Source organism: Plantibacter lichenum, from assembly GCF_050587525.1.
In the GTDB taxonomy this organism is placed as follows: Bacteria; Actinomycetota; Actinomycetes; order Actinomycetales; family Microbacteriaceae; genus Plantibacter.
In genome coordinates this window covers 49,365-74,714 of sequence record NZ_JBOBFT010000009.1, presented here as the reverse complement: position 1 = coordinate 74,714, position 25,350 = coordinate 49,365, and the positions used below count along the sequence as shown (strand labels likewise).

Genomic DNA, 25,350 nt, shown 5'->3' with positions numbered 1-25,350 from the left:
CACCACCAGCTCTCGCTCCATCTAGGGCAAGCGAGCGGGAGTTTGGGGGGCGGGTCAGAGCAATATTCGGGTTATTGCTCTGACCCACGAACGTCAACAGAGGGCCGGCATCGGGTGCCGGCCCTCTTCCCTGTTTTCAGGGGGTTTGCGTGACCCGCGAACGTGCTGCAGCGCCTTGATGGCCTGTTCAGCCGATGCGAGTGCTCGTCGCACGCAGAACCCCGCCGGCTGTCGGCTGAATCGACCGGCTGTCGCCGTCCACACGTCTCCGCCGGCGTTCGTCGCCGTCCACCGGCCTCCGCCAGCCGTCTCAGCGGCCGCTTGCGTCCGAGAGCCCCGTGCCGCGCAGCGGAACGTCGTCAGAGGAGCCGTGGCGCGGGATCTCCAGCCACAATTCGAGCTCCTCGGAATCGTCATCGTCGTCGTCCGATGCGGTGGCTGGGTCGTGGTGCGCCGGCTTCAGGCCGACGACCGTCACGGCCACCCGCTCGTCGTCCGGGACGCTGCGCACGATGAGACGCGAAGCGCGGGAGGACGAGAGCGCGGCGGCGAGGCGGTCGAGGATCGTCTGGAGCTCGTCCGGTTCGAGCTCGTCGAGTCCGCCCTCATCGAGCATGTTGACGATCGCGCCGCGACGACGTGCCGCGAGGACCTCCTGGCGGACGGCGTCGTTCAGGAGGTGGCGCCCGCGGATCTCATCGCGCAGACTCGCTTCGAGCGTCCGGCACTCCGTGCGGTCCGCGGCGGACAGTCGGCCGTCGTTCGCGATGATCGTGCGGAGCATCGGCGTCGCGAGACGACTCGTCTGGCTGAGCCGACGACGGCGCTCGTGCACGTGCGCGTACTGCGCGGCCTGCCAGTCGGAGGTAGCGTGCTCCGCCTCCGTGAGCCGCTCCGCATCGTGCCGCGCACCCGCGATCGATCTCGTCAGGACACTCGCAAGCACGACCCAGATGATGCTGCCGCTCAGCCCCATGCCGAAGGCGAGGCCTGGCCCCGCCCACACGATCGACTGGACGGAGAGGAAGATGATGCCGATGTACGCGATGAGTTCGCGCTGCCGGACGACCGTGATCGTCATGAGCGTGCCGATCGACGCGACGTGCCAGGACGCATAGCCGTTGTTGAGTGCGGGGTTCAGCTGGCTCGTGACGAGCAACGGGACGACGATCGCGGTCGCGAGGTTGAAGCTCGCCAACCACGGCGGGAGCCGGGTGCTCTTGCTCGGCCAGAGGCTGAGGATGCTTGCCGCCGCATAGATGACCATCGCGATGATGATGGGCAGGACGTTGCGGGGCGTGTCGAGCGTGAGCGCCGCTCGGAGCAGGTGGTAGCCGGAGAAGAGGGCGGCGAGGATGACGAGGGCGTACCTCGGTGCCGGGGTCATACGTGCACCTCCGGGGACCATTCGATCGTGATGACGGCGCCACGGCCGGGCGCTGAGTCGACCGTCGTGTGGCCGCCGACACCGGCGACGCGTTCGACGATCGAGACCTTGAGTCCCAAGCGCTCCTCGGCGACCTGCGAGGGGTCGAAACCGATTCCATCATCGGCGATGACGACGCGGACGCCGCCCGTGGCGATCCCCTCGATGTGCAGGGTGCGGAGCACGCCGGCACCGGCGTGCTCGACGCTGTTCACCATCGCCTGCACCGTCGCCCAGTAGATCGCGTTGGCGACCGAGACGGGCAGGACGCGGCCAGACGACCCTTCGATCGTCACCGTGTACGGCTCCGCGATCATCGAGACGGCGACACGGAGGCGTTCGATGAGATCGGCGAGGCCCGTGACCTCGTCCTCACTCGTGACGGGCGCGCCGATGCCCTCGAGCTGTTCGATCGCGACGCGCGCCATCCCCACGGCGAGGGCTTCGGACTCCGGGCTCGCCGCCCGGTCGGCCGCGAGCAGCGATGCGAGGACGCTGTCGTGCACGATCGAGTCGACCTCGACGCGCTCGACCTCGGTCGCGTGCTGCTTGACGGCGGCGTCGTAGGTCGCGAGGGCTGCGGCGCGGGCGACGTCGACCCGGCTCGCGAGGGTTCGGAAGAGACTCACGAGCACCACGATCAGACCGCTGATGATCATGGCGTACGACGCGTCGAGCGCACCGATCTCCCACGACGGCTGAACGAAGTCGGCATCGACGATCCGGTTGATGCCGTAGATGAGCGAGGTGAGGAGCGTGTACAGGATCGCCGCGCGGAGCGGGATCGCGACCACGGCGAACGCGGCGGCGATCGAGCACAGGTACCAGATCCACGGTTCCTGGTTGACGTCGCGCGGCACGTCATCGCTCACGAGCGGCCAGATCACGAGCGCCACGGCGAAGACGCCGGCGAACACTGCCGATGCGCCGCGGTGGTGCCAGAGGAAGAAGCTGCAGACGATCGCGATGAACAGGGTGCCGAAGACGGCGACGACGTAGACAATGCCCAGCCAGCCGTCGATCTGGATGCCCTGTCCGGCAGCGGTCAACGCCGTCTGCAGCCCGAACACGGTGCCGATGAGCGCGACCGAACGACCGAGGAGGCGTTCGAAGTTCGCGGTGTTCAGCATCCGGCGCTGCGCCGAAGGATCCTTCGCTCCGTCGCGAATCGCGGGATGCCGGTCTGGGCCCCGCAGGCTAGGAGACATCCGTCCCGCCCTGGTCCAGGCCAGGGAGGATCCCGTCTTCGACTGCGCGACGCAGCAGATCGACCTTGGTGGGTGCGGGACGGCCGACCTCGACGTACTTCACGCGGATGCGGTCGATGTGCTCCCGCGCGGTCGAGTAGGCGATGCCGAGCTGCATGGCGACCGTCTTCAACGGAAGTCCGGACGCGTAAAGGTGCAGGACGTCGCGCTCGCGACGGCCCAGCTGCGCGCGGGCGAAGTCGCTGTCGGCGTCGATCGCGCTCGCCCATTCGAGGTTGTTGAGGACTTCACCGCGAGCGACGGTGCCGATGGCGTCGATGACGGTGTCGGTCGGCGACGACTTCGGGATCACACCGGCCGCTCCGGCGGCGAGCGCCTCGCGGACGAGGGCGACGCGGTCGGCGATCGAGTGGATCAGCACGTGCGCGCCGGTGGCCTGCACGGTGTGGATGTTGCTCGTCGGCGTGCTGCCGTCGGAGAGCGACAGGTCGAGGACGACCACGTCGGGAACGCGACCGTTCAACTCGGTGACGCACTCCACCGCAGTCGGGGCACTCGCAATCACCTCGTAGCCGGCGTGCGCGCACACCGCTGCGATACCGAGTCTCACGGACTCATGGTCATCAATGATCGCGACAGTCACCACGGATCCCATCGTAGTGGCGCGGCGGGCCGCGTCGCGCTCCGGTCGCGTAGCGAGTCGTGCGTGGCGCGTCGAGGCGGCGTGTCGCGGGCGGATCGCCGGCGGATCGCCGAGGTGTCGACGTCCGCCCGCAGGCCGCTCAGACCCGGGTGAACGTCGCGACGGACTCCAGATGATGCGTGTTCGGGAAGAGGTCGTAGCCCTGCAGGCGGGTCAGTTCGTAGCCGCCGTCGCGCAGGAGCGCAACGTCGCGGGCGAGCGCGATGGGGTCGCACGCGACGTACACGATGCTCGCCGGTCGCAGCTCGGCAAGGCTCGCGACGACCTCGCGACCGGCGCCGGAACGCGGCGGATCGAGCACGACGGTCGCCGAGGCGTAGCGCGTGAGGTCCGACGCGGAGGCTCCAGCGATCTCGCGGCGGAGGAACGAGTCGACCCTCGCGGTGACGGCCTGTGCGCCGACCCAGTCGACGAGGTTCTCCCCCGCGAACTCCGTGGCGCGTTCATCGCTCTCGACCGTGACGATGCGCGTCGTCGAACCGAAGCGGTCTCCGACGGCCGCGGCGAGGAGGCCGACGCCGCCGTACAGGTCGAGGTTCGCCGCGCGAGGATCGAACGCGGCGTCGTCGATCGCATCGACCACGGCCTTCTGGAGCGTGGAGGCGGCCTTGCGATGCACCTGCCAGAACCCGGCGGCATCGACGAGGAACTCACGGTCGCCGACGCGCTCGCGGATCGGATCGACCGGCGGACGGGCCGGACGGCGCTTGCCGCGCTTCTGCTGCGTGTCATCCGTGCGGGAGAGCACGCGGACGCCGCCGGAGGACGGTTCGACGATGTCGATCGAGGTCGCCTTGTACGGCAGCTCACGGATCGCGGCCGCCGCAGCGACGCCCTCGGTGGCGAGCGGCAGATCGGTCACGGGGATGACACGGTGGGAACGGGCGGCGTACGGACCGACCTTGCCGTCCGCATCCACGTGGAGGGAGACGCGAGTGCGCCAGCGCGTGCCGTCCTCGGTCTCGTCCTCGACGGGCGCGACGTCGAACGCGAACGTCGAGTCCGCGAACCGCTCGAGGCCCTCCGCCAGGACGCGGTGCTTCAACGCACGCTGGTGCGCGAGCTCGATGTGACCGAACTCGGCACCACCCGGACGATCCTCGGGAGCCCGTTCGATCGACGCCTCGGCCCACACGTGCGGCTTGCGGTGCTCCGACGCCTCGAGCACCTCGAGGGTGTCCGCCCGCCAGAACCGCTTCTCGTTCTCATCCACGATGCGGGCGAGGACGCGCTCCCCCGGCAGCGTGTCCGGGACGAAGACCACCCGACCCTCGAGCCGGGCGACGAAAACACCACCGTGGGCTACGTTGGAGATCTCCAGTTCAACGGTGCGTGGCGATGGCGTGCTCATCCGTCGAGCATGTCACACAGCGCGCCGCACAGCGAAAGGCCGCCATGCGCCTCACCCTCGCTTCGACGTCCCCCGCACGTCTCGCGCTCCTCCGCTCCAGCGGCATCGAACCCGTCATCGTGCCGTCCTCGGTCGACGAGGACCGCGTCGTCGCGGAAGCCGAAGCGGCGGCGGGCGGACCGCTCGACCCGGGTGCGATCGTCGCGCTGCTCGCGCAGGCGAAGGCCGAGGCATCGCTCGCCGTCGTCCGGGAACGCGGCGAGTCCGTCGATCTCATCCTCGGCGGCGACTCCGTGTTCGTGCTCGACGGCGTCGTGAACGGCAAGCCGCACACCGCCGAACGGGCTCGGGAACGCTGGCTCGCGCAGCGCGGGCGCACGGGCACCCTGTTCTCCGGGCACTGGCTCATCGACTGCACCGGCGACGAACCACGTGCCGTCGGCAGCGTCGCGAGCGCGGACGTCACCTTCGCCGACGACATCGACGACGACGAGATCGACGCCTACATCGCCTCCGGCGAACCGCTGCTCGTCGCCGGTGCATTCACGATCGACAGCCTCGGAGCCGCTTTCATCACGCGCATCGACGGCGATCCGAGCACGGTCGTCGGCATGTCCCTTCCGACACTGCGCCGTCTCGTGCGCTCGCTCGGCCACGACTGGCACCAGCTCCGCAACCGGGCGGGAGCGCTCTAGGCGAGTCATCGCATCGGATTCGGTTGCAGCCGTGTTCACCTGCATCGGCGCTTTTCGCTGCTGGCTTTGTAGGACACCGACGCACTCCCCGCATGGTTTTTGTCGGTGTGAACCAAAGGAGGGCACGGAACTGGCAATAGGCTAGGGAACTGTGTCTCATATCTCCAAGGTCCTGATCGCCAATCGTGGCGAAATCGCTGTCCGTGTCATCCGTGCGGCCAGGGACAGCGGGATCGCGTCCGTCGCCGTCTACGCCGACCAGGATCGCGATGCACTCCACGCACGCCTCGCCGACGAGGCCTACTCGCTCGACGGCACCACGAGTGCCGACACCTACCTCGTGATCGACAAGATCCTCTCGGTCGCCCGCCGGTCCGGCGCTGACGCCGTGCACCCCGGGTACGGCTTCCTCGCCGAGAACGCGGACTTCGCTCGCGCCGTCATCGGAGCCGGACTCATCTGGATCGGTCCGTCACCGGAGGCGATCGAGCGCCTCGGCGACAAGGTCTCCGCGCGCCACGTGGCCGAGAAGGTCGGCGCACCGCTCGCCCCCGGCACGATCAACCCCGTCTCCGGCGCCGAAGAAGTCCTCGACTTCGTCGACGTCCACGGCCTGCCCGTCGCCATCAAGGCGGCCTTCGGCGGCGGCGGACGCGGTCTCAAGGTCGCCCGCACCCGCGAAGAGGTGCCCGAGCTCTTCGAGTCCGCGACCCGCGAGGCGATCGCCGCCTTCGGTCGTGGCGAGTGCTTCGTCGAGAAGTACCTCGACCGCCCGCGCCACGTCGAGACCCAGTGCCTCGCCGACGCGCACGGCAACGTCGTCGTCGTCTCCACGCGCGACTGCTCGCTGCAGCGCCGCCACCAGAAGCTCGTCGAGGAGGCGCCCGCGCCGTTCCTGACCGACGAGCAGAACACCGAGCTCTACCGCGCTTCCAAAGCCATCCTCAAGGAGGTCGGCTACGTCGGCGCGGGAACCTGCGAGTTCCTCATCGGCCAGGACGGCACCGTCTCCTTCCTCGAGGTGAACACGCGCCTGCAGGTCGAGCACCCGGTCTCCGAAGAAGTCACCGGCATCGACCTCGTCCGCGAGCAGTTCCGTCTCGCAGAGGGCGGCGTCCTCGACTACGAGGACCCGAAGCCCACCGGCCACTCATTCGAGTTCCGCATCAACGGCGAGGACCCGGGTCGCGGCTTCCTCCCTCAGCCGGGCCCGATCCACGTCTTCAAGACGTTCGGTGGCCCCGGTGTCCGTCTCGACTCCGGCGTGACCGCGGGCGACACGATCTCCGGCGCGTTCGACTCGCTGCTCGGCAAGATCATCGTCACGGGCCGCGACCGCGCGGAGGCGCTCGAACGCAGCCGCCGTGCACTCGACGAGTTCGAGGTCGCTGGCCTGCCGACCGTCATCCCCTTCCACCGCAAGATCGTCCGCGATCCCGCCTTCACCGCCGAGGACGGCGTGTTCGGCGTCTACACGCGGTGGATCGAGACGGAGTTCGTCAACGACATCGAGCCGTGGAACGGTTCTATCGAGGAGCAGCGTCCCGCTGCCGAGCGTTCGACGGTCGTCGTCGAGGTCGGCGGCAAGCGACTCGAGGTCAGCCTGCCCGGCGGCCAGCTCGGTTCCGGCAAGCGTGCAGCAGCCCCGGTGCCGCAGCGTCGCAACAGCGGCGCCGCCGTCTCCACGACCACCGGCGACTCGGTCACTGCGCCGATGCAGGCGACGATCGTGAAGATCGCCGTCGCTGAGGGCGAGCAGGTCGTCAAGGGCGACCTCGTCATCGTGCTCGAGGCGATGAAGATGGAGCAGCCGATCACGGCGCACAAGGACGGTGTCGTCGGTTCGATCGATGCGACGGTCGGTGCAACGGTCTCCTCCGGTCACCAGCTCCTCACCATCGCCTGACCCGCGCCCTCCCCCGCCTTCCCTTTTGGGTTTTTCACAATTCCGGAGAACGTGTGACAGGAGTGACGAAATCAGCCGAATTCGGCCGGTTTCGTCACTCCTGTTACATGAATTCCGGAATTGTGCTCAATACAGCTGTACTCAGTGAGGGTCACCCGCCAGTCAGTGGGTGGCCAGCGCCCCGAGGATGCACGCCCGGCAGAACGCCCAGTCGTTCATGACCTGCTGATAGCTCAGGCGTATCACGACATATCCCGCCGCAGTGAGGAGTGCATCGCGTCGGCGATCGTTCTCGAAACGGTCCGGCGCGGAGTGATAGGCGTAGCCGTCGATCTCGAGCACGACTCGACCCTCGATGAGCGCGTCGACCCTCCCAACCCCTCCGATCTCGACTTGCTGACGAACGTCAAGGCCGAGGAGTCGCACGCGATGCATGGCGATCGCTTCCAACCCTGAATCTGCACCGGCGCGGACCTGGCTCGCTCGATGTCGAGCCGCGGCAGGAAGCTGGACGGCAACCGCTGCGAGCTCGTCGACCGAGAGCAGGCCACTTCGAAGGGCCGTTGCCCAGGAAGCGATGGCGGTCTCCGCATCCGCGCATCGCATGACCTGCCGAACGCACTCCGCTGGCGAGACGCGCCAGGTCTCACGGCCTCCCACGGCGGGGCGGGGCTCCGGGCTCCAATGGAGCACGATTCCGGGGGGAACTTCATCCGCGGCGCGGAAGGCGGGCTTCTTCGGGCGGAGCCTCGTCGCGTCATCCGGCACGGTCACATGGACGCGCGTATCGTTCCCTGCCCACAATCCGTAGCTCGCGGCGGCGGTCACACAGCCGACCGAACCCCCGATGAAGACCGCCACCCGCTTCGCGACATCGGTTTCTGCGGTGCAGTAGTACCCCTGCCGCACCCGAATGATGAGACCGGTCCGGACGGCTGCCGTCATCTGATACCCGGTGAAGCCGCGATGCAGCAGCTGTCGTCGTGTCGCGACGCCGCCGAGTTGCATGATGTGGTCCGCGAGAGTGAGCATCCAGCCAGCCTCACGAAGGCGACCCTTGCCAGATCTCTCGCTGACCCAACTGTGGACAACTGCACCGTCGAGCGCCCCTGTGGAGCAGCCTCAGCGTCCCACCCAGTTTTCACAATTCCGGAGAAGGTGTGACAGGAGTGACGAAATCAGCCGATATCGGCCGAAATAGTCTCATTGGTCACACGAATTCCGGAATTACGAAAGTAACGAGGCGGCGGGCTATTGGACGATGTGCATCGCCCGCGCGGCATCGGTGATCGAACCGGTGAGCGACGGGTAGACGGTGAATGCACGTGCCACCTGGTCGACGTTCAACCGCTGCTCCACGGCCAGCGCGAGCGGGAAGATGAGCTCGCTCGCCTTGGGCGCCACGATGACGCCGCCGATGACGGTGCCGCTGCCGGTGCGCGCGAACAGCTTCACGAAGCCGTCCTTGATCCCCATCATCTTCGCCCGCGGGTTCTGCGCGAGCGGCAGCTTGTAGATCTCGCCCTGCGCGATGCCGTCCTCGATCTGCTTCTGCGTCCACCCGACGGTCGCGATCTCCGGCTGCGTGAAGATGTTCGCAGCCACGTTGCGGATCTCGGTCGGGTTCACGGCATCGCCCATCGCGTGCAGCATCGCCGTGCGGCCCTGCATCGATGCGACGGACGCGAGCGGCATGAACGTGGTGCAGTCGCCGGCCGCGTAGATGTTGGGGACGCTCGTGCGGGCCACTCGATTCACGCGGATGTGGCCGGACTCGGTCAGCTGCACGCCGGCCTCTTCGAGCCCGATCTCGGCCGTGTTGGGGATGGAGCCGACCGCCATCAGGCAGTGCGTGCCCTCGATGCGGCGGCCGTCGGACAGCGTCGCGACGACACCGTTCTCGGTGCGCTCGACGGAATCGGCGCGGGACTTCGAGAGCACCGTCATGCCGTTGCGCTTGAAGACGTTCTCGATGACGGCGGCGGCGTCGGCGTCCTCGCCCGGGAGGACCTGGTCGCGGCTCGAGATGAGCGTGACCTTCGAGCCGAGCGCCGTGTAGGCGGAGGCGAACTCGGCGCCGGTCACACCGGAGCCGACGACGATGAGGTGCTCAGGCACGGAGGTGAGGTTGTAGAGCTGCGTCCAGGTGAGGATGCGCTCCCCGTCCGGCAGAGCGGACGGCAGCTGGCGGGGGCTCGCGCCGACGGAGACGACGATCGTGTCGGCTTCGATGCGGTCGAAGTCGGTGCCGCCGGAGGTGTCGGTGGAGACGATGACGGCGTTCGGGCCGTCGAGGCGCCCCTGGCCTGCGATGATGCGGACGCCCGCGCGGATGAGGCCTGCGCGCATGTCCTCGGACTGCTGGCGGGCGAGGCCGAGCAGTCGCTTGTTGACGGCGGCGAGGTTCACGGCGATCTCGGGCCGCATCGGCTTGCCGGTCGCTTCCGAGCGGACGAAGAACTGGACTCCGAGATCTGCGGCTTCACCGATCGCACCCACTGCGTCCGCCGTGGCGATGAGGCTCTTCGAGGGGACGACGTCCGTGATGACGGCGGATCCGCCGACGCCGATGCGTTCGATGAGGGTGACATCCGCACCCAATTGTGCGCCTGCGAGGGCGGCTTCGTATCCGCCTGGTCCGCCTCCGAGGATCGCGACTCGCTGCTTGCGTTCGAACTCGTTGGCCATACCACCATTGTCCTGCACAGTGCATTCCGCGCCAAACCGGCGATGCGTGGATCCCCTAGGTGATCAGCGACGAATCGGACCCGGACCCCGCGCGGACCAGACCCGGGCCCTGCTCGGATGAGCACGGGATACGCGGCGCAAGCTGTTGGGCTCGGCCCGTCCTGATGCTTAGAGTATGAGGATGTCTGAAACCTTCGTGAACCCACTCGACCAGCCCGGTGTCGACCCGTTCGAGATCGCGCGTGAAGCGGCCGGCCAGATCGCCGAGAAGACGGGGGTCGAACGCCACGACATCGCCCTCACCCTCGGCAGCGGTTGGGGGAAGGCCGCAGATCTCATCGGTGAGACGACGGCAACGATCTCCGCGACCGAGATCGTCGGCTTCTCGAAGCCGGCCCTCGACGGTCACGTCGGCACGCTGCGCTCCATCCTCCTCCCGAACGGCAAGCGCGCACTCGTCATCGGCGCCCGCACCCACTACTACGAGAACCACGGCGTCCGCCGCGTCGTCCACAGCGTCCGCACTGCCGCAGCCGCCGGGGCGAAGGTCATGATCCTGACGAACGGCGCCGGTGGCATCAAGGAGCACTGGAAGCCGGGGACGCCCGTCCTGATCAGCGATCACATCAACCTCACGGCGGACTCGCCGCTCGAGGGCGCCACGTTCATCGACCTGACCGACCTGTACGCGAGCCGCCTCCGGGACGTCGCGAAGTCGATCGCCCCAGAGCTCGACGAGGGCGTCTACACGCAGTTCCGCGGTCCCCACTACGAGACCCCGGCGGAGGTGCAGATGGCGAAGGCGATCGGCGGCCACATCGTCGGCATGTCGACCGCGCTCGAAGCGATCGCTGCGCGCCAGGCCGGCATGGAGATCCTCGGCATGTCGCTCATCACGAACCTCGCCGCCGGCATCCAGAAGACGCCGCTCAGCCACGCCGAGGTCATCGAGGCCGGTCAGAACGCGGAGGCCGTGATCGGCGAACTCCTCGCGAAGATCGTCGCAGCGCTGTGACGGTCGTCGAGACGGCGGCGGCCTGGCTCGCCCAGGACCCCGACGAGGAGACCCGCGCAGAGCTCTCGGGCCTCATCGAGGCGGCGACGAACGGCGATGCAGCTGCGGAAGCGGAGCTGCACGACCGTTTCGACGCACGCCTGCAGTTCGGCACGGCTGGTCTCCGCGGCCGCATCGAGGCGGGTTCGAACCGCATGAACCGGGTGCTCGTCTCGCAGGCCGCCGCCGGCCTCGCCGCATACCTCGTGGAGCAGGCGGCGGAGCACGGGACGGAGCCGAGCGTCGTCATCGGCTACGACGGCCGGAAGAACTCGCAGGTGTTCGCGACGGACACGGCGGCGATCATGGCGGGTGCTGGCGTGCGCGCCATCATCCTCCCCCGGCTGCTGCCGACTCCCGTCCTGGCGTTCGCCGTTCGCGAGCTCGACACGAGCGCCGGCGTCATGGTGACGGCCAGCCACAACCCGCCGCAGGACAACGGATACAAGGTCTATCTCGGCGGCGAGCACCACGGTTCACAGATCGTGTCACCGGCCGATGCGGAGATCGCCGCGCACATCGAACGGGTCGCGCAGGAGCAGTTCGTCCAGGACCTCCCGCGGAGCACCGCGTACGAGGTGGCGCCGGAGACGGTCGTCGACGCGTACATCGCCGCCACCGCCGCAGTGGCCCCGGCCCCGGCCGGCAAGCAGCTGAGCGTCGTCTACACGGCCATGCACGGCGTGGGTTGGGAGACGGCGAACCGCGTCCTCCAGTCCGCCGGGTATCCGATGCCGTCCCTCGTGACCGACCAGATCCAGCCGGACCCGACGTTCCGGACCGTCAGCTTCCCCAACCCCGAGGAGCCGGGCGCGCTCGACCTGTCGTTCGTGGCCGCCCGTGAGGCCGGCGCCGATCTGATCATCGCCAACGACCCGGACGCCGACCGCCTCGCGATCGCCATCCCCGACGCCTCGACGGAGGACGGCTACCGTCGCCTCACCGGCAACGAGGTCGGCCTGCTCCTCGGCTGGCGCGCCGCGCAGCAGACGATCGCCGCCGCGACGGGCGACGGCGCACCAGAGGGCGTGCTGGCATGCTCCATCGTCTCCTCACCTGCACTCCGCACGGTCGCTGAAGCCCACGGGCTCGGCTTCCGCGAGACACTCACTGGCTTCAAATGGATCTCGCGCGCTCCAGGGATGGTCTTCGGCTTCGAGGAGGCCCTCGGGTACCTCGTCAACCCCACGACCGTCCGCGACAAGGACGGCATCTCCGCCGCGATCGCGTTCCTCGGCTTCGCGACGGAGGCAGCCCAGCGCGGCGAGAGCGTCGAACAGCTGCTCGCTGACTTCGCGGAGCGTTTCGGTTCGTTCGGCAGCGACCAGATCTCGATCCGCTATGCCGAGCTGTCCCGCATCGGCGAGGTCATGACACGGTTGCGCGAAACGCCGCCGTCCTCGGTCGCCGGCGCCTCGGTCACGAGCATCGACGACCTGATCGACGGCTTCGAGGACCTCCCGGCGAGCGATGTGCTGCGCCTGTGGCTCGACGACGGCACCCGTGTGATGATCCGCCCGAGCGGCACGGAACCGAAGCTCAAGATCTACGTCGACGTGCAGTCGACCGAGGGCGATGCGACCACTCGCGCCGCCGCGGTCGCCGCACGGCTCGCGGCGCTCAGAGTGGACCTCTCAGCGCTCGTCGCGTAGGCGGAGAGCAGACGACGGCACGACGGCCGACCGGATCCCGGTCGGCCGTCGTGCTATTCACGCGCCGCGCGCACCGTAGCCGTGCTCATGCCCGGACAGTAGCCGGGCCCGCAGCTGTCAGCTCCTGCCGGGCCTGCAGCCGTCAGCTAGCCGAGCGCCTTCTCGAGCTTCTCGGTGAGCTCGTCGACGTCGAAGTAGTTCTGCACGACGACGATCTCGGCGAAGGTGGGACCGATGCGGTCCACGAGCTCCGGCGACGTCAGGATGACCTGCGCGTCCGCCGCGGCTACTGCGACACTCGCGACATCGGATGCCGTCACATCGGCCTCGATGTCGAGTGCTTCGAGCGCACGTTCCGCGTTCAGCTTCAGGATGGCGGACGTCCCCACTCCGGCGCCGCAGATGGCCACGATCTTCATGATGCCGCCTCCAGCGGGGTGTCGGTGTGTCCGCCGCCGATGACGGCGCGGACCTCGGTGATGCTGGTGGCCGCGATGAGCCGCGGGATGGCGGTGGGGTCGTTGAACACGTTCGCGATCTCGGCCACCCAGGCCACATGGCCCTCGCTCGTGGTGACGGCGAGGCCGAGCACCACGGAAACCGGGTCGTTGTGCGGGTGACCGAACGGCACCGCGTTCTCGAGCGTCACGACCGAGAGCGCATCCCGGAGGACGTCCGCGCCCGGCCTGGCGTGTGCCAGAGCGAGTCCCGGGGCGATGACGACGTACGCGCCGAAATCGTCGATCACGTCGATCATCCGCCCGGTGTACGCCGCATCGGTGGCACCGCTCACCCGGAGCGCTTCCCCGGCGAGGGTCACGGCCGCGCGCCAATCCGGTGCATCGGCGCGCAGCACCACGCTTGAATCGGACAGCTCTGGCAGAGGCATTGAGGTCACTCGCAGTGGTTGGGTGGAACGGTCGGATCAGACCGCTTCAAGCGTATCCCGTCCACCCTGACAACCGGCTTGGACCGGAGCGACTCAGGCGTCTTCGTCGTCGTCCTCGAGACCGTCGACGAACGCTTCCTCGAAACCGTCCGAGATGCGATCGGCGAGGGCCTCGCGCACTTCGAGCGGCTGGAAGACGGCGGATGCCGCGTTCAGCTGGAACGCTTCGAGGTCGGCGAGGTCGTAGTCGAAGGCGGCTGCGAGGAGTTCGAGCTCCTTCGTGAGGCTCGTCCGGCTCATGGTGCGGTTGTCGACGTTCACCGTGACATTGAAGCCCAGCTGGTAGAGCAGGTCGAACGGGTGATCGCCGAGTTCCGTGCCCCACGCGGTGATCGCGCCGGTCTGGAGATTCGACTGCGGGGACAGTTCGAGCGGGATCTCGCGGTCGCGGACCCATTCGGCGACGGGGCCGAGGGTCGCGTACATGGAGTCGTCGCGTTCGCGTTCGACCGTGATGTCCTCGGCGATCCGCACGCCGTGGCCGAGGCGGAGGGTGCGGCCGTCGAAGATGGCGCTACGGATCGACTCGACGCCGTCCGCTTCGCCGGCGTGGACCGTGACGGGGAAGAACTGGGCGGCGAGGTAGTCGAATGCCGCGCGGTGCTTGCTCGCGGGGAAACCGAATTCGGCTCCGGCGATGTCGAAGCCGACGACGCCGCGGTCGCGGTGACGGACGGCGAGTTCGGCGATCTCGAGGCTGCGGTCGGCGTGGCGCATGGCCGTGACGAGCTGGCCGATCTGGATGTCGGCGCCGGTCGCCGCGGCGTCCTCGATGCCCTGCTCGATGCCTTCCTGGACGGCTTCGACGACCTCGTCGAGGCTCAGGCCACGCTGCAGGTGCTGTTCCGGGGCCCAGCGGACCTCCCCGTAGATGACGCCGTCGGCCGCGAGGTCCTGGACGAACTCGCGCGCGACGCGGGCGAGGCCCTCCTTCGTCTGCATGACGGCGATCGTCAGGTCGAACGTCTTCAGGTATTCGACGAGCGAGCCTGCGTTGCACTGGGCGTAGAACCAGTCGGCGAGGCCTTCGGCGTCGCTCACGGGGACGTCGACGCCCACCGCTTCGGCCAGTTCGATGATCGTCGAGGGGCGCACGCCACCGTCGAGGTGGTCGTGCAGGGAGATCTTCGGGAGGGCCCGGAGGTCGACACCGGACAGGGGGTTCTCGTCAGCTGTAGTCACGTCCTCACTGTATCGCGCCCGCCTCGCTCCCGCCCTGCTCGTCGGCGCCCAGGTGCTCTCTGCACTCTGCGTGAACCACATGAAACCGCCGACGAGCAGGTCCTCAGCCATCCCATCCTGCTTGACGAAGACGTGCTTCGATTCGGGAGATCAGCAGCGGCATGTCTCGCACATCGGTCGCCGTTACGCGCATCATCCGCCAGCCCTCTGCTGTGAGTTCCTCGATTCTGCGCACATCGGATCGCCACTGCTCCACGTCAGTCCGATGGTGATCGCCCTCGTACTCGAGACCCACCTGGAACACTTCGAACGCGAGGTCCAGAAAGACCACACGACCCGTCGAAAGCCGGTGTTCAAAGTTCGCGCGGACCGGCGGAAGGTGGCTGAACTGGATCGAGAGCCGGAGCATGGTCTCCGGGCTCGACTGCGAACGGTCGCTGAGCAGAGGAAGAGCGGCTCGCAGAGCGGGCAGCCCCCGCCTCCCACGAAACGCTTCGACGGCTGCTTGTAGTGCGGCAGGTGACGTCTTCGGCGCGCGAAACCACAACAGGTGGTCTGCGGCAGCGACGAGCTCGGGGAGCGTGAGCATCGCAGCGAGGTCGCACCAGGTGCGCTCGACGCTCGTCAACGGCAGTCCCCTCGAGACGATGATCTCGTGCGCGGAGAGTTGTCGGCTGTGTCCGATGACGCCTCGTCCTTGCCTGGCGCGCCCAGGCCGAGGGATCGTCACGTGCACTGGCAGCCCGGACTCCCTCCATGGGAGCGGCATTCCGTGGAGTCTCGCCGCCGTCGAGTGGCTGAACGCCCCGTCCATCGGGAGCAGGCTTCGATAAGACTCGGCGAGCTCGTGGACATGACGCAGCTCGCCCATGACGCGTACGCCTCGAAACGGCGCGTGCAACTCGGGATTCCGCAACTGCGCCGAGGTCACGCCGAGCTCAAGTGCTTCCTGCACACCCCGCGCCGTCGTGAAATCGACGGGGAGTTCCTTGCGAAACGGCATCCCTCAACACTGCCCGCCGGCGCCATCGCTCGCTCGAGTTGTCCACACCCCACGATCCCGCCTGTTCATCGGCGGCCAGCTGCGGTCTAGGAAGCACCTGGACCGCAGCTGGCCGCCGACGAAGGAGGAGACGGGGAGGTTAGCCGATGCGAGCGGCGATGAGAGGGCGAGACGGGGGCGGCGTCGTGCCGATCGCCCACGCACCCTCGAGCGCTTCCAGGGCACGCGGGAAGCGCGCCTCGTCGTCAGCGGACAGCGTGAACAGCGGCTGCCCCGCCGTGACCGTGTCGCCCGGCTTCGCGTGCAGATCGATGCCGGCGGCGTGGACCACGGGATCCTGCGCACGTGCTCGGCCCGCCCCCAGACGCCACGCGGCGATACCGAACGGCAGCGCATCCTGCTGGACGAGCACGCCGTCGCGGTCGGCCGTGACCGTGTGGGTCTCCCGAGCGACGGGCAGAGCCGCATCCGGGTCGCCGTCCTGAGCGATGATCATCCGACGCCACACGTCCATCGCACGGCCGTCGGACAGCGCCGCCTCGACGTCGGCATCCGGCTGACCGGCGTGCGTCAGCATCTCCCGCGCGAGCGCGAGCGTGAGCTCGACGACGTCGGAAGGACCGCCGCCCGCGAGGACCTCGACGGACTCGCGGACCTCGTTCGCATTGCCGATGGCGAGCCCCAGCGGCACGTTCATGTCCGTGAGGAGAGCCGTCGTCGCGACGCCGGCGTCCGTGCCGAGTTCGACCATCGTGCGGGCGAGTTCCTCGGCGCGGTCGTAGTCGCGCATGAACGCGCCGGACCCGAACTTCACGTCGAGGACGAGCGCGCTCGTCCCCTCGGCGATCTTCTTGGACATGATGCTCGATGCGATGAGCGGGATCGCCTCGACCGTGCCCGTGATGTCGCGGAGCGCGTACAGCCGTTTGTCCGCTGGAGCGAGACCGGAGCCCGCAGCGCAGATCACGGCGCCGACGTCGGCGAGCTGCGCCATGAGTTCGTCGTTGCTGATCGCCGCACGCCACCCCGGGATGCTCTCGAGCTTGTCGAGCGTGCCTCCCGTGTGACCGAGCCCCCGACCCGACAGCTGCGGCACGGCGACTCCGAACGAGGCGACGAGCGGCGCGAGCGGCAGGGTGATCTTGTCGCCGACGCCACCGGTCGAGTGCTTGTCCGAGGTGGGCTTGTCGAGCGAGGCGAAACTCATCCGCTCGCCGCTCGCGATCATCGCGAGGGTGAGGTCGCGGATCTCACGGCGGTCCATCCCGTTGAGGAGGATCGCCATCGCGAGCGCCGCCATCTGCTCGTTGCCGACGTAGCCGCGGGTGAACGCGTCGATCAGCCAGTCGATCTCCGCCGTGGACAACTGCCCGCGGTCGCGTTTCGTCCGAATGAGGTCGACGGCGTCGAATGCTTCAACGGTGCTCATGCCTGGTACTCCTCGAGTTGCCGTGGTCCGAACGCGTCCGGGAGGACCTCGTCGATCGTGCGGATCCCCGAGAGCGTGTCGAGGAGCATGCCTTCCGCGGAGTGCTCGTACAGCAGCTGACGGCAGCGACCGCAGGGCATGAGGGTGTTCCCGTTGCCGTCGACGCACGCGAAGGCGACGAGGCGCCCGCCGCCCGTCATGTGCAGCGAGGAGACGAGCGCGCACTCGGCGCACAGCGTGAGCCCGTAGCTCGCGTTCTCCACGTTGCAGCCGGAGATGACGCGGCCGTCGTCGACGAGCGCCGCTGCCCCCACGGGGAACTTGCTGTACGGGACATAGGCGTGGGTCATGGCCTCCTTCGCCGAGGCGTGGAGGACCTCCCAATCGATGTCGGTGCTCATCGTCAACCCTTCACGTACGGTTTGCCGGATGCCGCTGGTCCGCGCGAGACGCCGACGAGGCCTGCGACGGCGAAGATCGTGACGACGTAGGGCAGCATGAGCATGAACTCGCTCGGCACGGGCGATCCGATCGCGCTCAACGCGAACTGCAGGTTCTGCGTGAAGCCGAACAGCAGCGCCGCGAGGGTGGCTTTCAGCGGGTCCCAGCGTCCGAAGATCACGGCGGCGAGGGCGATGTACCCGGCGCCGGCCGTCATCTCCTTGTTGAACGCGAGGCCGGAGCCGAGCGTGAAGTACGCACCGCCGAGGCCGACGATCGCTCCTGCGAGGGACACGTTCCAGAAGCGCGTGCGGTTGACGTTGATGCCCACCGTGTCGGCCGCCTGCGGGTGCTCGCCCACGGCGCGGAGGCGGAGACCCCAGCGCGTGTAGAAGAGGCAGAAGAACACGACGACGACGGCGATGTACATGAGGTACACGATGATCGTCTGGCGGAACAGCGCCGGTCCGATGAGCGGGATCTCGCTGAGGATCGGGATGCTGATGCGCGGGAACTTCGGCGGCGAGTTGAACAGCGCCTCGTTCTTCGTGAGCACCTGCGAGTACAGGAAGCTCGTGAGGCCCGTGACGAGCACGTTCAACACGACGCCGACGATGACCTGGTCGACGAGGTACTTGATGGAGAAGGCGGCGAGCACGAAGCTCACGAGCATGCCGGCGACGGCGGCGGACACGAGGCCGAGGACCGCGTTGCCGGTGACGGAGGCGACGAATGCGCTCACGAAGGCGCCGGCGAGCAGCTGGCCCTCGATCGCGACGTTGACGACGCCGACGCGTTCGGTGATGACGCCGCCGAGGGCACCGAAGATGAGCGGAACGCTCAGTGCGACGGAGCCGAGGAGGAGACCCGTGATCGGGATCGCCTTCCCTGCGGCCGCCCACGAGAGGAACGCCACCATGAAGAGGATGCCGAAGACGGTGATGAGCCACAGCGGCACCTTGCGCGCTTTCGACGCGAGGGAGGCGCTGAGCCCCGTGATGCCGGCGAGCAGGATCGTGATGATGATGCCCGTTGCGGCGGACGGCAGGACGACGACCGGCAACTGGATGAAGTCGCCGTCGCCCGAGAGGCGGAACGTGCTGTCGCCGTCGCGGTGCCAGACGACGAAGAGGAGGAACGCGACGACGGTGAAGATGCCGAAGGCGATGGGCGCCTTCCAGCTGCGGACGGCGACCTTTTCGAGGACGATGGGCGCGTCGGCTTCGTGGTGCTCGGTTGCGAGGCTCACTTGACCGTCACCTCCTTGGAGACGTTCGTCGACCGTCTCCGACGGGTGCCGTCGGGTTTCGGAAGGAAGAAGATGGTGCGGACGAGGGGTGGTGCGGCGATGAACAGCACGATGAGGGATTGCAGGACGAGCACGATGTCGATCGGCACGTTCACGCCCTGGGTGGCCTGCATCGAGTACCCGCCGGCTTTCAGTGCGCCGAAGAGGATGCCGGCGATGAAGATGCCCCACGGCCTGCTGCGGCCGAGGAGGGCGACCGTGATCGCGTCGAAGCCGATGCCCGCGTCGATGCCGCTGTCGAACCCGGAGGTCACGGTGCCGAGCACCTGGGAGACGCCGGCGAGACCGACGAGGCCACCGGAGATGAGCATCGCGTACACGTAGGTGTTCTTGACGTCGATGCCCGCGACACGCGCGGCGTTGGGGTTCTCACCGACGGCGCGGAACCGGAAGCCGGCGGCCGATCGGTTGAACAGCCACCACACGAAGATCGTCGCGAGGATTGCCAGCAGGAAGCCCGCGTGGAGGTTGTAGCGGTCCCCCAGCAGCTTCGGCAGGATCGCGTTCTCGTGCACCGGCGCGCTCTTCGGGACGTTGCCGCCCGGAGCCTGCAGGAGGCCCTGCGTGGAGAGCATCCAGGAGATCAGGTAGAACGCGACGTAGTTGAGCATGATCGTGATGATCACCTCGTGGGCACCGGTGCGGGCCTTCAGGAGACCGACGATGCCGCCCCAGACGGCGCCGCCGACGATGCCGGCGACGACTGCCAGGATGAGGTGCACGACGGGCGGGAGGTTGAAGGTGAATCCGACCCAGCCTGCGCACGCCGCGGCGATGAGCATCTGGCCACGGCCACCGATGTTGAACATGCCGACGCGGAACGCGAGACCGACGCCGAGGCCGGCCATGATGAGCGGCGTCGCGAACGTCAGCGTCTCGGTGAGCGGACGGATGCCGGTGAGGAAGTCGGGGCGCCTGAAGTTGTAGATCGCTCCCTGGAACAGTGCGCCGTAGGCGCCCGTCGCGGACTTCCAGATGGCCGCGAACGTGTCGCCGGGTCTGCTGAAGAAGTACGCGGAGGCCGTCTGGACGTTCTTGTCCGTGAGGGCGATGAGGATGGCGCCGACGATCATCGCGAGGACGACCGCGAGGATCGAGATCACGACGCTCGAGTTGAGGATCTCGCCGATGATCTTGTTGGCACGCGGCTGCGTCGTGTCCGGTCCGGTCGCTTTCACGGCACCGGTCGTGGCGGGAGTCTCGGCGACCGGGTTCTCGACCACCGGGTCGGTTCCGGGAGCGACGGGCTGCTCGGTGCCAGGCGGGGTGGGCTGGCTCTGGTCGGTCATACTGCTGCTCCTGCTGGAAGTTCGCCGGCCATCATGAGGCCGAGGATGTCGCGGGGTGTGTCCGCGGGGACGATGCCGACGATGCCGCCGCGGTACATGACGGCGATGCGGTCGGCGAGGGCGACGACTTCGTCGAGCTCGGTGGAGACGACGATGACGGGGATGCCGGCGTCGCGCGTCTCGACGATGCGCTTGTGCACGAACTCGATCGAGCCGACGTCGATGCCGCGCGTGGGCTGGGCTGCGACGAACAGGCGGAGGTCGCGGGAGAGCTCGCGGGCGAGGACGACCTTCTGCTGGTTGCCGCCCGAGAGCGATCCGGCAGGCGATTCGATGCCCTGCGAGCGGACGTCGAACTCCTTCGACTTCTCGCGCGCGAAGCGGTCGCGGAATGCGCGCTGCACGTTGCCGCGCTTGGCGAACGGTGCGCCCGTCGAGCGGTCGAGCATGAGGTTCTCGGCGATGCTGAACTGCTTCACGAGGCCGTCCTCCGAGCGGTCCTCAGGCACGAAGCCGACGCCTGCGTCGAGCACCTTGCGCGGGTTCAGGCCGACGAGTTCCTTGCCGTCGAGGGTGATGCTGCCCTTGGTGTGGGGCTGCAGGCCCATGATCGCTTCGGTGAGCTCGGTCTGGCCGTTGCCCTGGACGCCGGCGATGGCGAGGACTTCGCCCTGTCGCACCTCGAAGTCGACGCCGTTGACGACGAGCTGGCCGAGGTGGTCGACGACGGACAGGTCGCGGACGACGAAGGTGGGGTCGCCGAGCTTCGGCGCGTCCTTCTGCACGGTCAGTTCGACGGGGCGGCCGACCATGAGCGAGGCCAGTTCGGCGTTGCTCGCGGTGGGCGACGCCTCCCCGACGACCTTGCCGAGGCGGATGACGGTGATGCGGTCGGCGACTTCGCGGACCTCGCGGAGCTTGTGGGTGATGAAGACGATCGAGGTGCCCTCGGCTTTGAGCTGGCGCATGATCGTCATGAGCTCGTCGGTCTCCTGCGGCGTGAGCACGGCAGTCGGTTCGTCGAACACGAGGACGTTGGCGTTGCGGGAGAGGGCCTTGACGATCTCGACGCGCTGCTGGACGCCGACGGGCAGATCGCCGACGATGGCGTCCGGGTCGAGGACGAATCCGAAGCGTTCGGAGATCTCGCGGACGCGTTTGCGGGCGGCGGCGACGTCGAGTCGGCCGGCCCCCTTCGTCTGCTCGTGCCCGAGCATGACGTTCTCGGCGACGGTGAACACGGGGATGAGCATGAAGTGCTGGTGCACCATGCCGATGCCGGCTTTCATGGCATCGCCCGGTCCGGCGAACGCCTGGACGACGTCGTCCAGGAGGATCTCACCCTCGTCGGCCTGGTAGAGGCCGTAGAGCACGTTCATGAGGGTGGATTTGCCTGCACCGTTCTCGCCGAGGAGACAGTGGATCTCCCCCGCTTCAACGGTCAGGTCGATGTGGTCGTTGGCGGTGAGTGCGCCGAACCGTTTGGTGATGCCACGGAGTTCGAGCTTCATGGGTCCCAATCTAGGTCACAGGGGTGGCGGGGAGGAGGGCTGCGTCGGGATCACCGGCGCCGGCCCGCGAAACACCGGGGGGAGGCCGCCATGCGGCCTCCCCCCGGGGCTTCTCGATGGTACTCGGTGCGCGGGTGCGCTACTTCTTGGGCGAGGAGACCGACGTGACCGTGATGGATCCGTCGATGATGCCCTTCTTGATGGCGTCGAGTTCCTTGGTGAGGTCGGGGTTCACCTTGGACTCGAAGTCGTGGAACGGTGCGATGCCGATGCCGCCGTTGTCGAGCGTGCCGATGTACGGGGTGGCGTCGAACTTGCCCTTGCTCGCACCCATGACCGTGTCGGAGACGCCGGCCTTCATGTCCTTGAGGACGGAGGTGAGGAACATGGACTTGTTCTCGGGGTTGGTCTCGTAGAGGTCGGCGTCGACGCCCACCATGGCGACGTCCTTGCCGGTCTCCTTGATCTCGGCGATCGCGCTCAGGAAGATCGGGCCACCGACGGGCATGAGCACGTCAGCGTTCTGGTCGATGAGCGTGCGAGCGAGCTGCTTGGCCGTGTCGTTGGCTTCGAAGCCACCGGTGAACGAACCGGTCTGGGCTGCGACGTCCCAACCGACGATCTGGACGCTCTTGCCCTTCTGCTCGTTGTAGTAGGCGACGCCTTCGGCGAAGCCGTCCATGAAGATGGTGACGGACGGGAACTTCTGGCCGCCGAAGGTGCCGACGACGCCGGTCTTCGAGTAGTCGGCTGCTGCATAGCCGGCCATGAAGGCGGCCTGGACGGTGTCGAACAGGATCGGCTTGATGTTCGGTGCGTCGACCTTGCCGTCGAAGTCGTTGTCCGCGGGGTCGTCGATGATCGCGTAGTTGATGTCCGGGTTCGCCTTCGCGGCCGTGACGGTGTCCGCCGAGAGGGCGAAGCCGACACTCACGATGAGCGAGCAGCCCTGATCCGCAAGGCTCTGCAGGTTGGGCTTGTAGTCGTCCGCCTTGTCGGACTGGACCGTGATGGGTTCGACGCCGAGCTCCTTCGCTGCGGCGGTCAGGCCCTCGAAGCCGAGCTGGTTGAACGACTTGTCGGTGAAGCCACCGGCGTCGGACACCATGCAGGGCAGGAAGTCGGACGCTGCGCCGGTCGAGCCGCCGCCGTCCGTGGACGGAGCGGATGCGCACCCTGCGAGGAGCGCCATGAGGCCGATGCCGGCGAACGCGCCGGCCGTGGCCTTCCGAAGTGTGATTGACAAGATTGCCTCCAAGATGTTGCTTTGCTGGTCGCAAGGCGTATAACGCTTTACGTTACCGAATGTGACCGGGGCCATTTGTACGATTCGGGGTTCGCGACCGAAGCGTTACAGAACACTATCGACCATGAAATCAGCCGGAAACGGGACTGCTCGGATGCGTATGAGCCTGCGCTTGCGGTGCGCATATGAGCAGTGGAGCCGCCGGGAGAGCATCAACGGTGGCTGAGAACCGGCATCTCCCGCCCGAGGTGGACGACTCGGCCGGTCCAACGCCGACGCAACCAGCGGTCGTGGCTCGCGATCACGACGGCGCCGGGATACGTTCCGAGAGCCTCTTCGAGATCCGTTGCGAGCGCCAGGGACAGGTGGTTGGTGGGCTCGTCGAGGAGGAACAGGTGCGGGGGCCTCGCGATGATGAGCGCGAGGGCGAGCCGGCGCTGCTGCCCGACGGACAGCGTCCCGAGCGGCCGATCCAGATCGCGCGGGGCGATGAGGCCCAGCGCGTCGAGCGGTGTCCGCTCGGCCCGCGCGGAGCCGAGCGTCCGTTCGTAGACGGCTCTCGGGCTCGCTCCGGGGTCCGGGAACACGACGTCCTGTTCGAGGAGCCCCGTCCGCAGGCCCCTCCTCCGGGTGAGCGCGCCGGCATCCACCGTGAGCGTCCCGGCGAGGGCCGTGAGCAGCGTCGACTTCCCGGCCCCGTTCGCTCCCGTGACGAGGATCCGCGAGTCCGGCTCGATCACGAGCTCGTCGAGCGCGAGACGCCCGTCCACCCGCACACCGGTGAGCCGGACGAGCGGATCCGTGTCGGCGAGGACGCTCGATCCGGTCGGGATGCCCGCGAACACGAGCGGACGCGGGGGTTTCCGGAGCTGCGCGTCCTCGAGCTGGTCGAGACGCAGCTGCGCGTTCTGCACCCGTCGGCTGATCTGCTGCTGCACCCGATCGCCTCGGCGCCCGTAGCTCATCTTGTTGTTGTCCGTGCTGGCGCGCGCATGGTTGATCGTCGTCGTCACCCCGGCGACGGTGACTCCCAGCCGCCGCAGCTCGTCCTGCTCCTCGGCGTACCGCCGCTCCCATCTGGACCGCTCGGCGGCCTTCTCGCCGAGGTACTCGCTGAACCCGCCGCCGAAGACGACGACGCCGGACCGCTCCCCCGTCGCCGTCCGTCGAGAGGGATCGATGTCGATGAGTCCCGTCGCCGCTTCGTCGAGGAACGCGCGATCATGGCTCGCGAACAGCACGGGGCCGCGCCAGGTGAGGAGTTCTTCGTGCAGGAAGGCGACGGCTTCGTCGTCGAGGTGGTTGGTCGGCTCGTCGAGGAGGAGCGCCGTCGGACGGCTGACGAGCAGCGCGGCGAGGGCGAACCGGGACCGTTGACCGCCGCTCACCTCGTCGAGTCGGCGCGAATGCGGGATACCGGCGACGCCGAGCCCCGCGAGGATCGCATCCCGTCTGGCGGCTGCACCCCAGACATCGGCACGTTCCGCCGCGTCCAGCGCCGCCGAGTACCGCTCCGCAGCGACCCCCGCTGCTTCCTCCGAGGCCGTGAGGGCAGGATCGCCGAGCGCCGACGCCGCGGCCTCCAGGTCGGCTTCGATCGCGCGGACCTCCGCCAGAGCGTCCTCCAGAAGCGCCTCGACGGTCTGCTCCGGCGCGAACTGCACCTCCTGCCAGAGGATGCCGGTGCGCATCGGCCGTGTCACGGTGCCCCCGTCGGGATCGTCCATCCCGGCGAGGATCCGCAGGAGCGTGGACTTGCCGGAGCCGTTCTCGCCGATGAGGCCGAGCCGGTCGCCTTCCGAGACGATGAGGCTCACGCCGTCGAGGACGCGGTGGTCGCCGAAGGACCGGCTGACGTCGTCCGCCCGCAGGTGCGAGAGGTTCGCCGCGCGGTTCGGTGTCGACCGGCCGTGGGTCGCACTCCTGTCGGCTGCGGACGTCGCATCGGTGCCCCGCGCCGCAGTGGACGCTGTGCAGGGCGGCGTGGCCGCATCGGTCACCTGCGCTGCAGCGTCGGTCGTGTTGAGGGTGTTCGTGGGAATGGCTGCTCGCATGTGGAGACCGCCCTTTCAAGGAGCGGCACGCGCTCACGGGCATCACTGATGCGGCCCGTTTCAGGAGCGACGATGCCTCGGTAGTTCCCGCCGGGCGCGCAGAGGCCGCAGGCACGGGATGACGAGGCTCAGATCTTCACAGTGCGTCCACGGTACCCGACACGCCCGGCCCGACACAACCCCGAGACCTCCGTTTTCGTGCAAAAAGTGCCCACGAATATGGGCGGATTGCACGAAAACGGAGGTCTCAGGGT

General features: G+C 68.1%; 21 protein-coding genes. 4 read left to right on the top strand and 17 right to left on the bottom strand.

Annotated features, from left to right (window positions below):
- Window positions 1–310: 310 nt before the first annotated feature.
- The 4 genes from ACQ3HB_RS13450 to ACQ3HB_RS13435 form a co-directional block, all read right to left on the bottom strand.
- Window positions 311–1,387, bottom strand: coding sequence for a hypothetical protein (locus tag ACQ3HB_RS13450; protein WP_430920573.1), 1,077 nt, complete (start codon window positions 1,385–1,387; stop codon window positions 311–313).
- The gene (locus tag ACQ3HB_RS13445; protein WP_430920572.1) at window positions 1,384–2,556 is read right to left on the bottom strand and encodes a sensor histidine kinase; all 1,173 of its coding nucleotides are present in this window, start codon (window positions 2,554–2,556) and stop codon (window positions 1,384–1,386) included. Before ACQ3HB_RS13445 ends, ACQ3HB_RS13450 begins: the two co-directional genes overlap by 4 nt.
- 67 nt (window positions 2,557–2,623) lie before the next feature.
- A complete protein-coding gene (locus ACQ3HB_RS13440) occupies window positions 2,624–3,289 on the bottom strand; it encodes a response regulator (protein WP_430920571.1) in 666 nt (221 codons plus the stop codon).
- A 127-nt stretch (window positions 3,290–3,416) separates the two neighbouring features.
- Complete coding sequence (locus ACQ3HB_RS13435) at window positions 3,417–4,688, bottom strand: class I SAM-dependent RNA methyltransferase (RefSeq protein ID WP_430920570.1); 1,272 nt, start codon at window positions 4,686–4,688, stop codon at window positions 3,417–3,419.
- A 44-nt stretch (window positions 4,689–4,732) separates the two neighbouring features.
- Here ACQ3HB_RS13435 and ACQ3HB_RS13430 point away from each other — a divergent pair, with 44 nt between their 5' ends.
- Both ACQ3HB_RS13430 and ACQ3HB_RS13425 read left to right on the top strand, forming a co-directional pair.
- Window positions 4,733–5,383, top strand: a complete 651-nt coding sequence (locus ACQ3HB_RS13430; RefSeq protein ID WP_430920569.1) for a Maf family protein — start codon at window positions 4,733–4,735, stop codon at window positions 5,381–5,383.
- Window positions 5,384–5,534: 151 nt separating this feature from the next.
- Window positions 5,535–7,289: an acetyl-CoA carboxylase biotin carboxylase subunit gene (locus ACQ3HB_RS13425; protein WP_430920568.1), complete on the top strand. Its 1,755-nt coding sequence runs from the start codon at window positions 5,535–5,537 to the stop codon at window positions 7,287–7,289.
- Between the two features lie 162 nt (window positions 7,290–7,451).
- Here ACQ3HB_RS13425 and ACQ3HB_RS13420 read toward each other — a convergent pair whose 3' ends face one another.
- On the bottom strand, window positions 7,452–8,321 hold the full coding sequence (locus ACQ3HB_RS13420) for a DUF559 domain-containing protein (RefSeq protein WP_430920567.1): 870 nt from the start codon (window positions 8,319–8,321) through the stop codon (window positions 7,452–7,454).
- Window positions 8,322–8,540: 219 nt separating this feature from the next.
- A complete protein-coding gene (locus ACQ3HB_RS13415; RefSeq protein WP_430920566.1) occupies window positions 8,541–9,977 on the bottom strand; it encodes an NAD(P)H-quinone dehydrogenase in 1,437 nt (478 codons plus the stop codon).
- A gap of 181 nt (window positions 9,978–10,158) precedes the next feature.
- Here ACQ3HB_RS13415 and ACQ3HB_RS13410 point away from each other — a divergent pair, with 181 nt between their 5' ends.
- Both ACQ3HB_RS13410 and ACQ3HB_RS13405 read left to right on the top strand, forming a co-directional pair.
- The gene (locus ACQ3HB_RS13410; protein WP_430920565.1) at window positions 10,159–10,992 is read left to right on the top strand and encodes a purine-nucleoside phosphorylase; all 834 of its coding nucleotides are present in this window, start codon (window positions 10,159–10,161) and stop codon (window positions 10,990–10,992) included.
- Window positions 10,989–12,683: a phospho-sugar mutase gene (locus ACQ3HB_RS13405; protein WP_430920564.1), complete on the top strand. Its 1,695-nt coding sequence runs from the start codon at window positions 10,989–10,991 to the stop codon at window positions 12,681–12,683. Before ACQ3HB_RS13410 ends, ACQ3HB_RS13405 begins: the two co-directional genes overlap by 4 nt.
- A gap of 146 nt (window positions 12,684–12,829) precedes the next feature.
- Here ACQ3HB_RS13405 and ACQ3HB_RS13400 read toward each other — a convergent pair whose 3' ends face one another.
- The 11 genes from ACQ3HB_RS13400 to ACQ3HB_RS13350 form a co-directional block, all read right to left on the bottom strand.
- The gene (locus ACQ3HB_RS13400; RefSeq protein ID WP_430920563.1) at window positions 12,830–13,102 is read right to left on the bottom strand and encodes a PTS sugar transporter subunit IIB; all 273 of its coding nucleotides are present in this window, start codon (window positions 13,100–13,102) and stop codon (window positions 12,830–12,832) included.
- Window positions 13,099–13,572: a PTS sugar transporter subunit IIA gene (locus ACQ3HB_RS13395; protein WP_430920562.1), complete on the bottom strand. Its 474-nt coding sequence runs from the start codon at window positions 13,570–13,572 to the stop codon at window positions 13,099–13,101. The genes ACQ3HB_RS13400 and ACQ3HB_RS13395 overlap by 4 nt, the downstream gene beginning before the upstream one ends.
- Before the next feature lie 93 nt (window positions 13,573–13,665).
- The gene (locus ACQ3HB_RS13390; RefSeq protein ID WP_430920561.1) at window positions 13,666–14,814 is read right to left on the bottom strand and encodes an adenosine deaminase; all 1,149 of its coding nucleotides are present in this window, start codon (window positions 14,812–14,814) and stop codon (window positions 13,666–13,668) included.
- A gap of 103 nt (window positions 14,815–14,917) precedes the next feature.
- The gene (locus tag ACQ3HB_RS13385) at window positions 14,918–15,817 is read right to left on the bottom strand and encodes a hypothetical protein (RefSeq protein WP_430920560.1); all 900 of its coding nucleotides are present in this window, start codon (window positions 15,815–15,817) and stop codon (window positions 14,918–14,920) included.
- Window positions 15,818–15,956: 139 nt separating this feature from the next.
- A complete protein-coding gene (locus ACQ3HB_RS13380; protein WP_430920559.1) occupies window positions 15,957–17,246 on the bottom strand; it encodes a thymidine phosphorylase in 1,290 nt (429 codons plus the stop codon).
- Window positions 17,243–17,647 (bottom strand): cytidine deaminase, encoded by a 405-nt coding sequence (locus tag ACQ3HB_RS13375; RefSeq protein WP_430920558.1) that lies wholly within the window; start codon window positions 17,645–17,647, stop codon window positions 17,243–17,245. Before ACQ3HB_RS13375 ends, ACQ3HB_RS13380 begins: the two co-directional genes overlap by 4 nt.
- Window positions 17,648–17,649: 2 nt before the next feature.
- Entirely contained in the window at window positions 17,650–18,936 is a 1,287-nt protein-coding gene (locus ACQ3HB_RS13370; protein WP_430920557.1) for an ABC transporter permease, read from the bottom strand.
- Entirely contained in the window at window positions 18,933–20,285 is a 1,353-nt protein-coding gene (locus tag ACQ3HB_RS13365) for an ABC transporter permease (RefSeq protein ID WP_430920556.1), read from the bottom strand. Before ACQ3HB_RS13365 ends, ACQ3HB_RS13370 begins: the two co-directional genes overlap by 4 nt.
- A complete protein-coding gene (locus tag ACQ3HB_RS13360; RefSeq protein ID WP_430920555.1) occupies window positions 20,282–21,796 on the bottom strand; it encodes an ABC transporter ATP-binding protein in 1,515 nt (504 codons plus the stop codon). Before ACQ3HB_RS13360 ends, ACQ3HB_RS13365 begins: the two co-directional genes overlap by 4 nt.
- 139 nt (window positions 21,797–21,935) lie before the next feature.
- The gene (locus tag ACQ3HB_RS13355; protein WP_430920554.1) at window positions 21,936–23,042 is read right to left on the bottom strand and encodes a BMP family lipoprotein; all 1,107 of its coding nucleotides are present in this window, start codon (window positions 23,040–23,042) and stop codon (window positions 21,936–21,938) included.
- A 212-nt stretch (window positions 23,043–23,254) separates the two neighbouring features.
- The gene (locus ACQ3HB_RS13350; protein WP_430920553.1) at window positions 23,255–25,096 is read right to left on the bottom strand and encodes an ABC-F family ATP-binding cassette domain-containing protein; all 1,842 of its coding nucleotides are present in this window, start codon (window positions 25,094–25,096) and stop codon (window positions 23,255–23,257) included.
- Window positions 25,097–25,350 lie beyond the last annotated feature (254 nt).

Coding starts and splice junctions, on each gene's coding strand:
- ACQ3HB_RS13450 (WP_430920573.1), bottom strand. CDS start 1,387: ATGACCCCGGCACCGAGGTACGCCCTCGTCATCCTCGCCGCCCTCTTC.
- ACQ3HB_RS13445 (WP_430920572.1), bottom strand. CDS start 2,556: ATGCTGAACACCGCGAACTTCGAACGCCTCCTCGGTCGTTCGGTCGCG.
- ACQ3HB_RS13440 (WP_430920571.1), bottom strand. CDS start 3,289: ATGGGATCCGTGGTGACTGTCGCGATCATTGATGACCATGAGTCCGTG.
- ACQ3HB_RS13435 (WP_430920570.1), bottom strand. CDS start 4,688: ATGAGCACGCCATCGCCACGCACCGTTGAACTGGAGATCTCCAACGTA.
- ACQ3HB_RS13430 (WP_430920569.1), top strand. CDS start 4,733: ATGCGCCTCACCCTCGCTTCGACGTCCCCCGCACGTCTCGCGCTCCTC.
- ACQ3HB_RS13420 (WP_430920567.1), bottom strand. CDS start 8,321: ATGCTCACTCTCGCGGACCACATCATGCAACTCGGCGGCGTCGCGACA.
- ACQ3HB_RS13415 (WP_430920566.1), bottom strand. CDS start 9,977: ATGGCCAACGAGTTCGAACGCAAGCAGCGAGTCGCGATCCTCGGAGGC.
- ACQ3HB_RS13410 (WP_430920565.1), top strand. CDS start 10,159: ATGTCTGAAACCTTCGTGAACCCACTCGACCAGCCCGGTGTCGACCCG.
- ACQ3HB_RS13400 (WP_430920563.1), bottom strand. CDS start 13,102: ATGAAGATCGTGGCCATCTGCGGCGCCGGAGTGGGGACGTCCGCCATC.
- ACQ3HB_RS13395 (WP_430920562.1), bottom strand. CDS start 13,572: ATGCCTCTGCCAGAGCTGTCCGATTCAAGCGTGGTGCTGCGCGCCGAT.
- ACQ3HB_RS13385 (WP_430920560.1), bottom strand. CDS start 15,817: ATGCCGTTTCGCAAGGAACTCCCCGTCGATTTCACGACGGCGCGGGGT.
- ACQ3HB_RS13380 (WP_430920559.1), bottom strand. CDS start 17,246: ATGAGCACCGTTGAAGCATTCGACGCCGTCGACCTCATTCGGACGAAA.
- ACQ3HB_RS13375 (WP_430920558.1), bottom strand. CDS start 17,647: ATGAGCACCGACATCGATTGGGAGGTCCTCCACGCCTCGGCGAAGGAG.
- ACQ3HB_RS13365 (WP_430920556.1), bottom strand. CDS start 20,285: ATGACCGACCAGAGCCAGCCCACCCCGCCTGGCACCGAGCAGCCCGTC.
- ACQ3HB_RS13360 (WP_430920555.1), bottom strand. CDS start 21,796: ATGAAGCTCGAACTCCGTGGCATCACCAAACGGTTCGGCGCACTCACC.
- ACQ3HB_RS13350 (WP_430920553.1), bottom strand. CDS start 25,096: ATGCGAGCAGCCATTCCCACGAACACCCTCAACACGACCGACGCTGCA.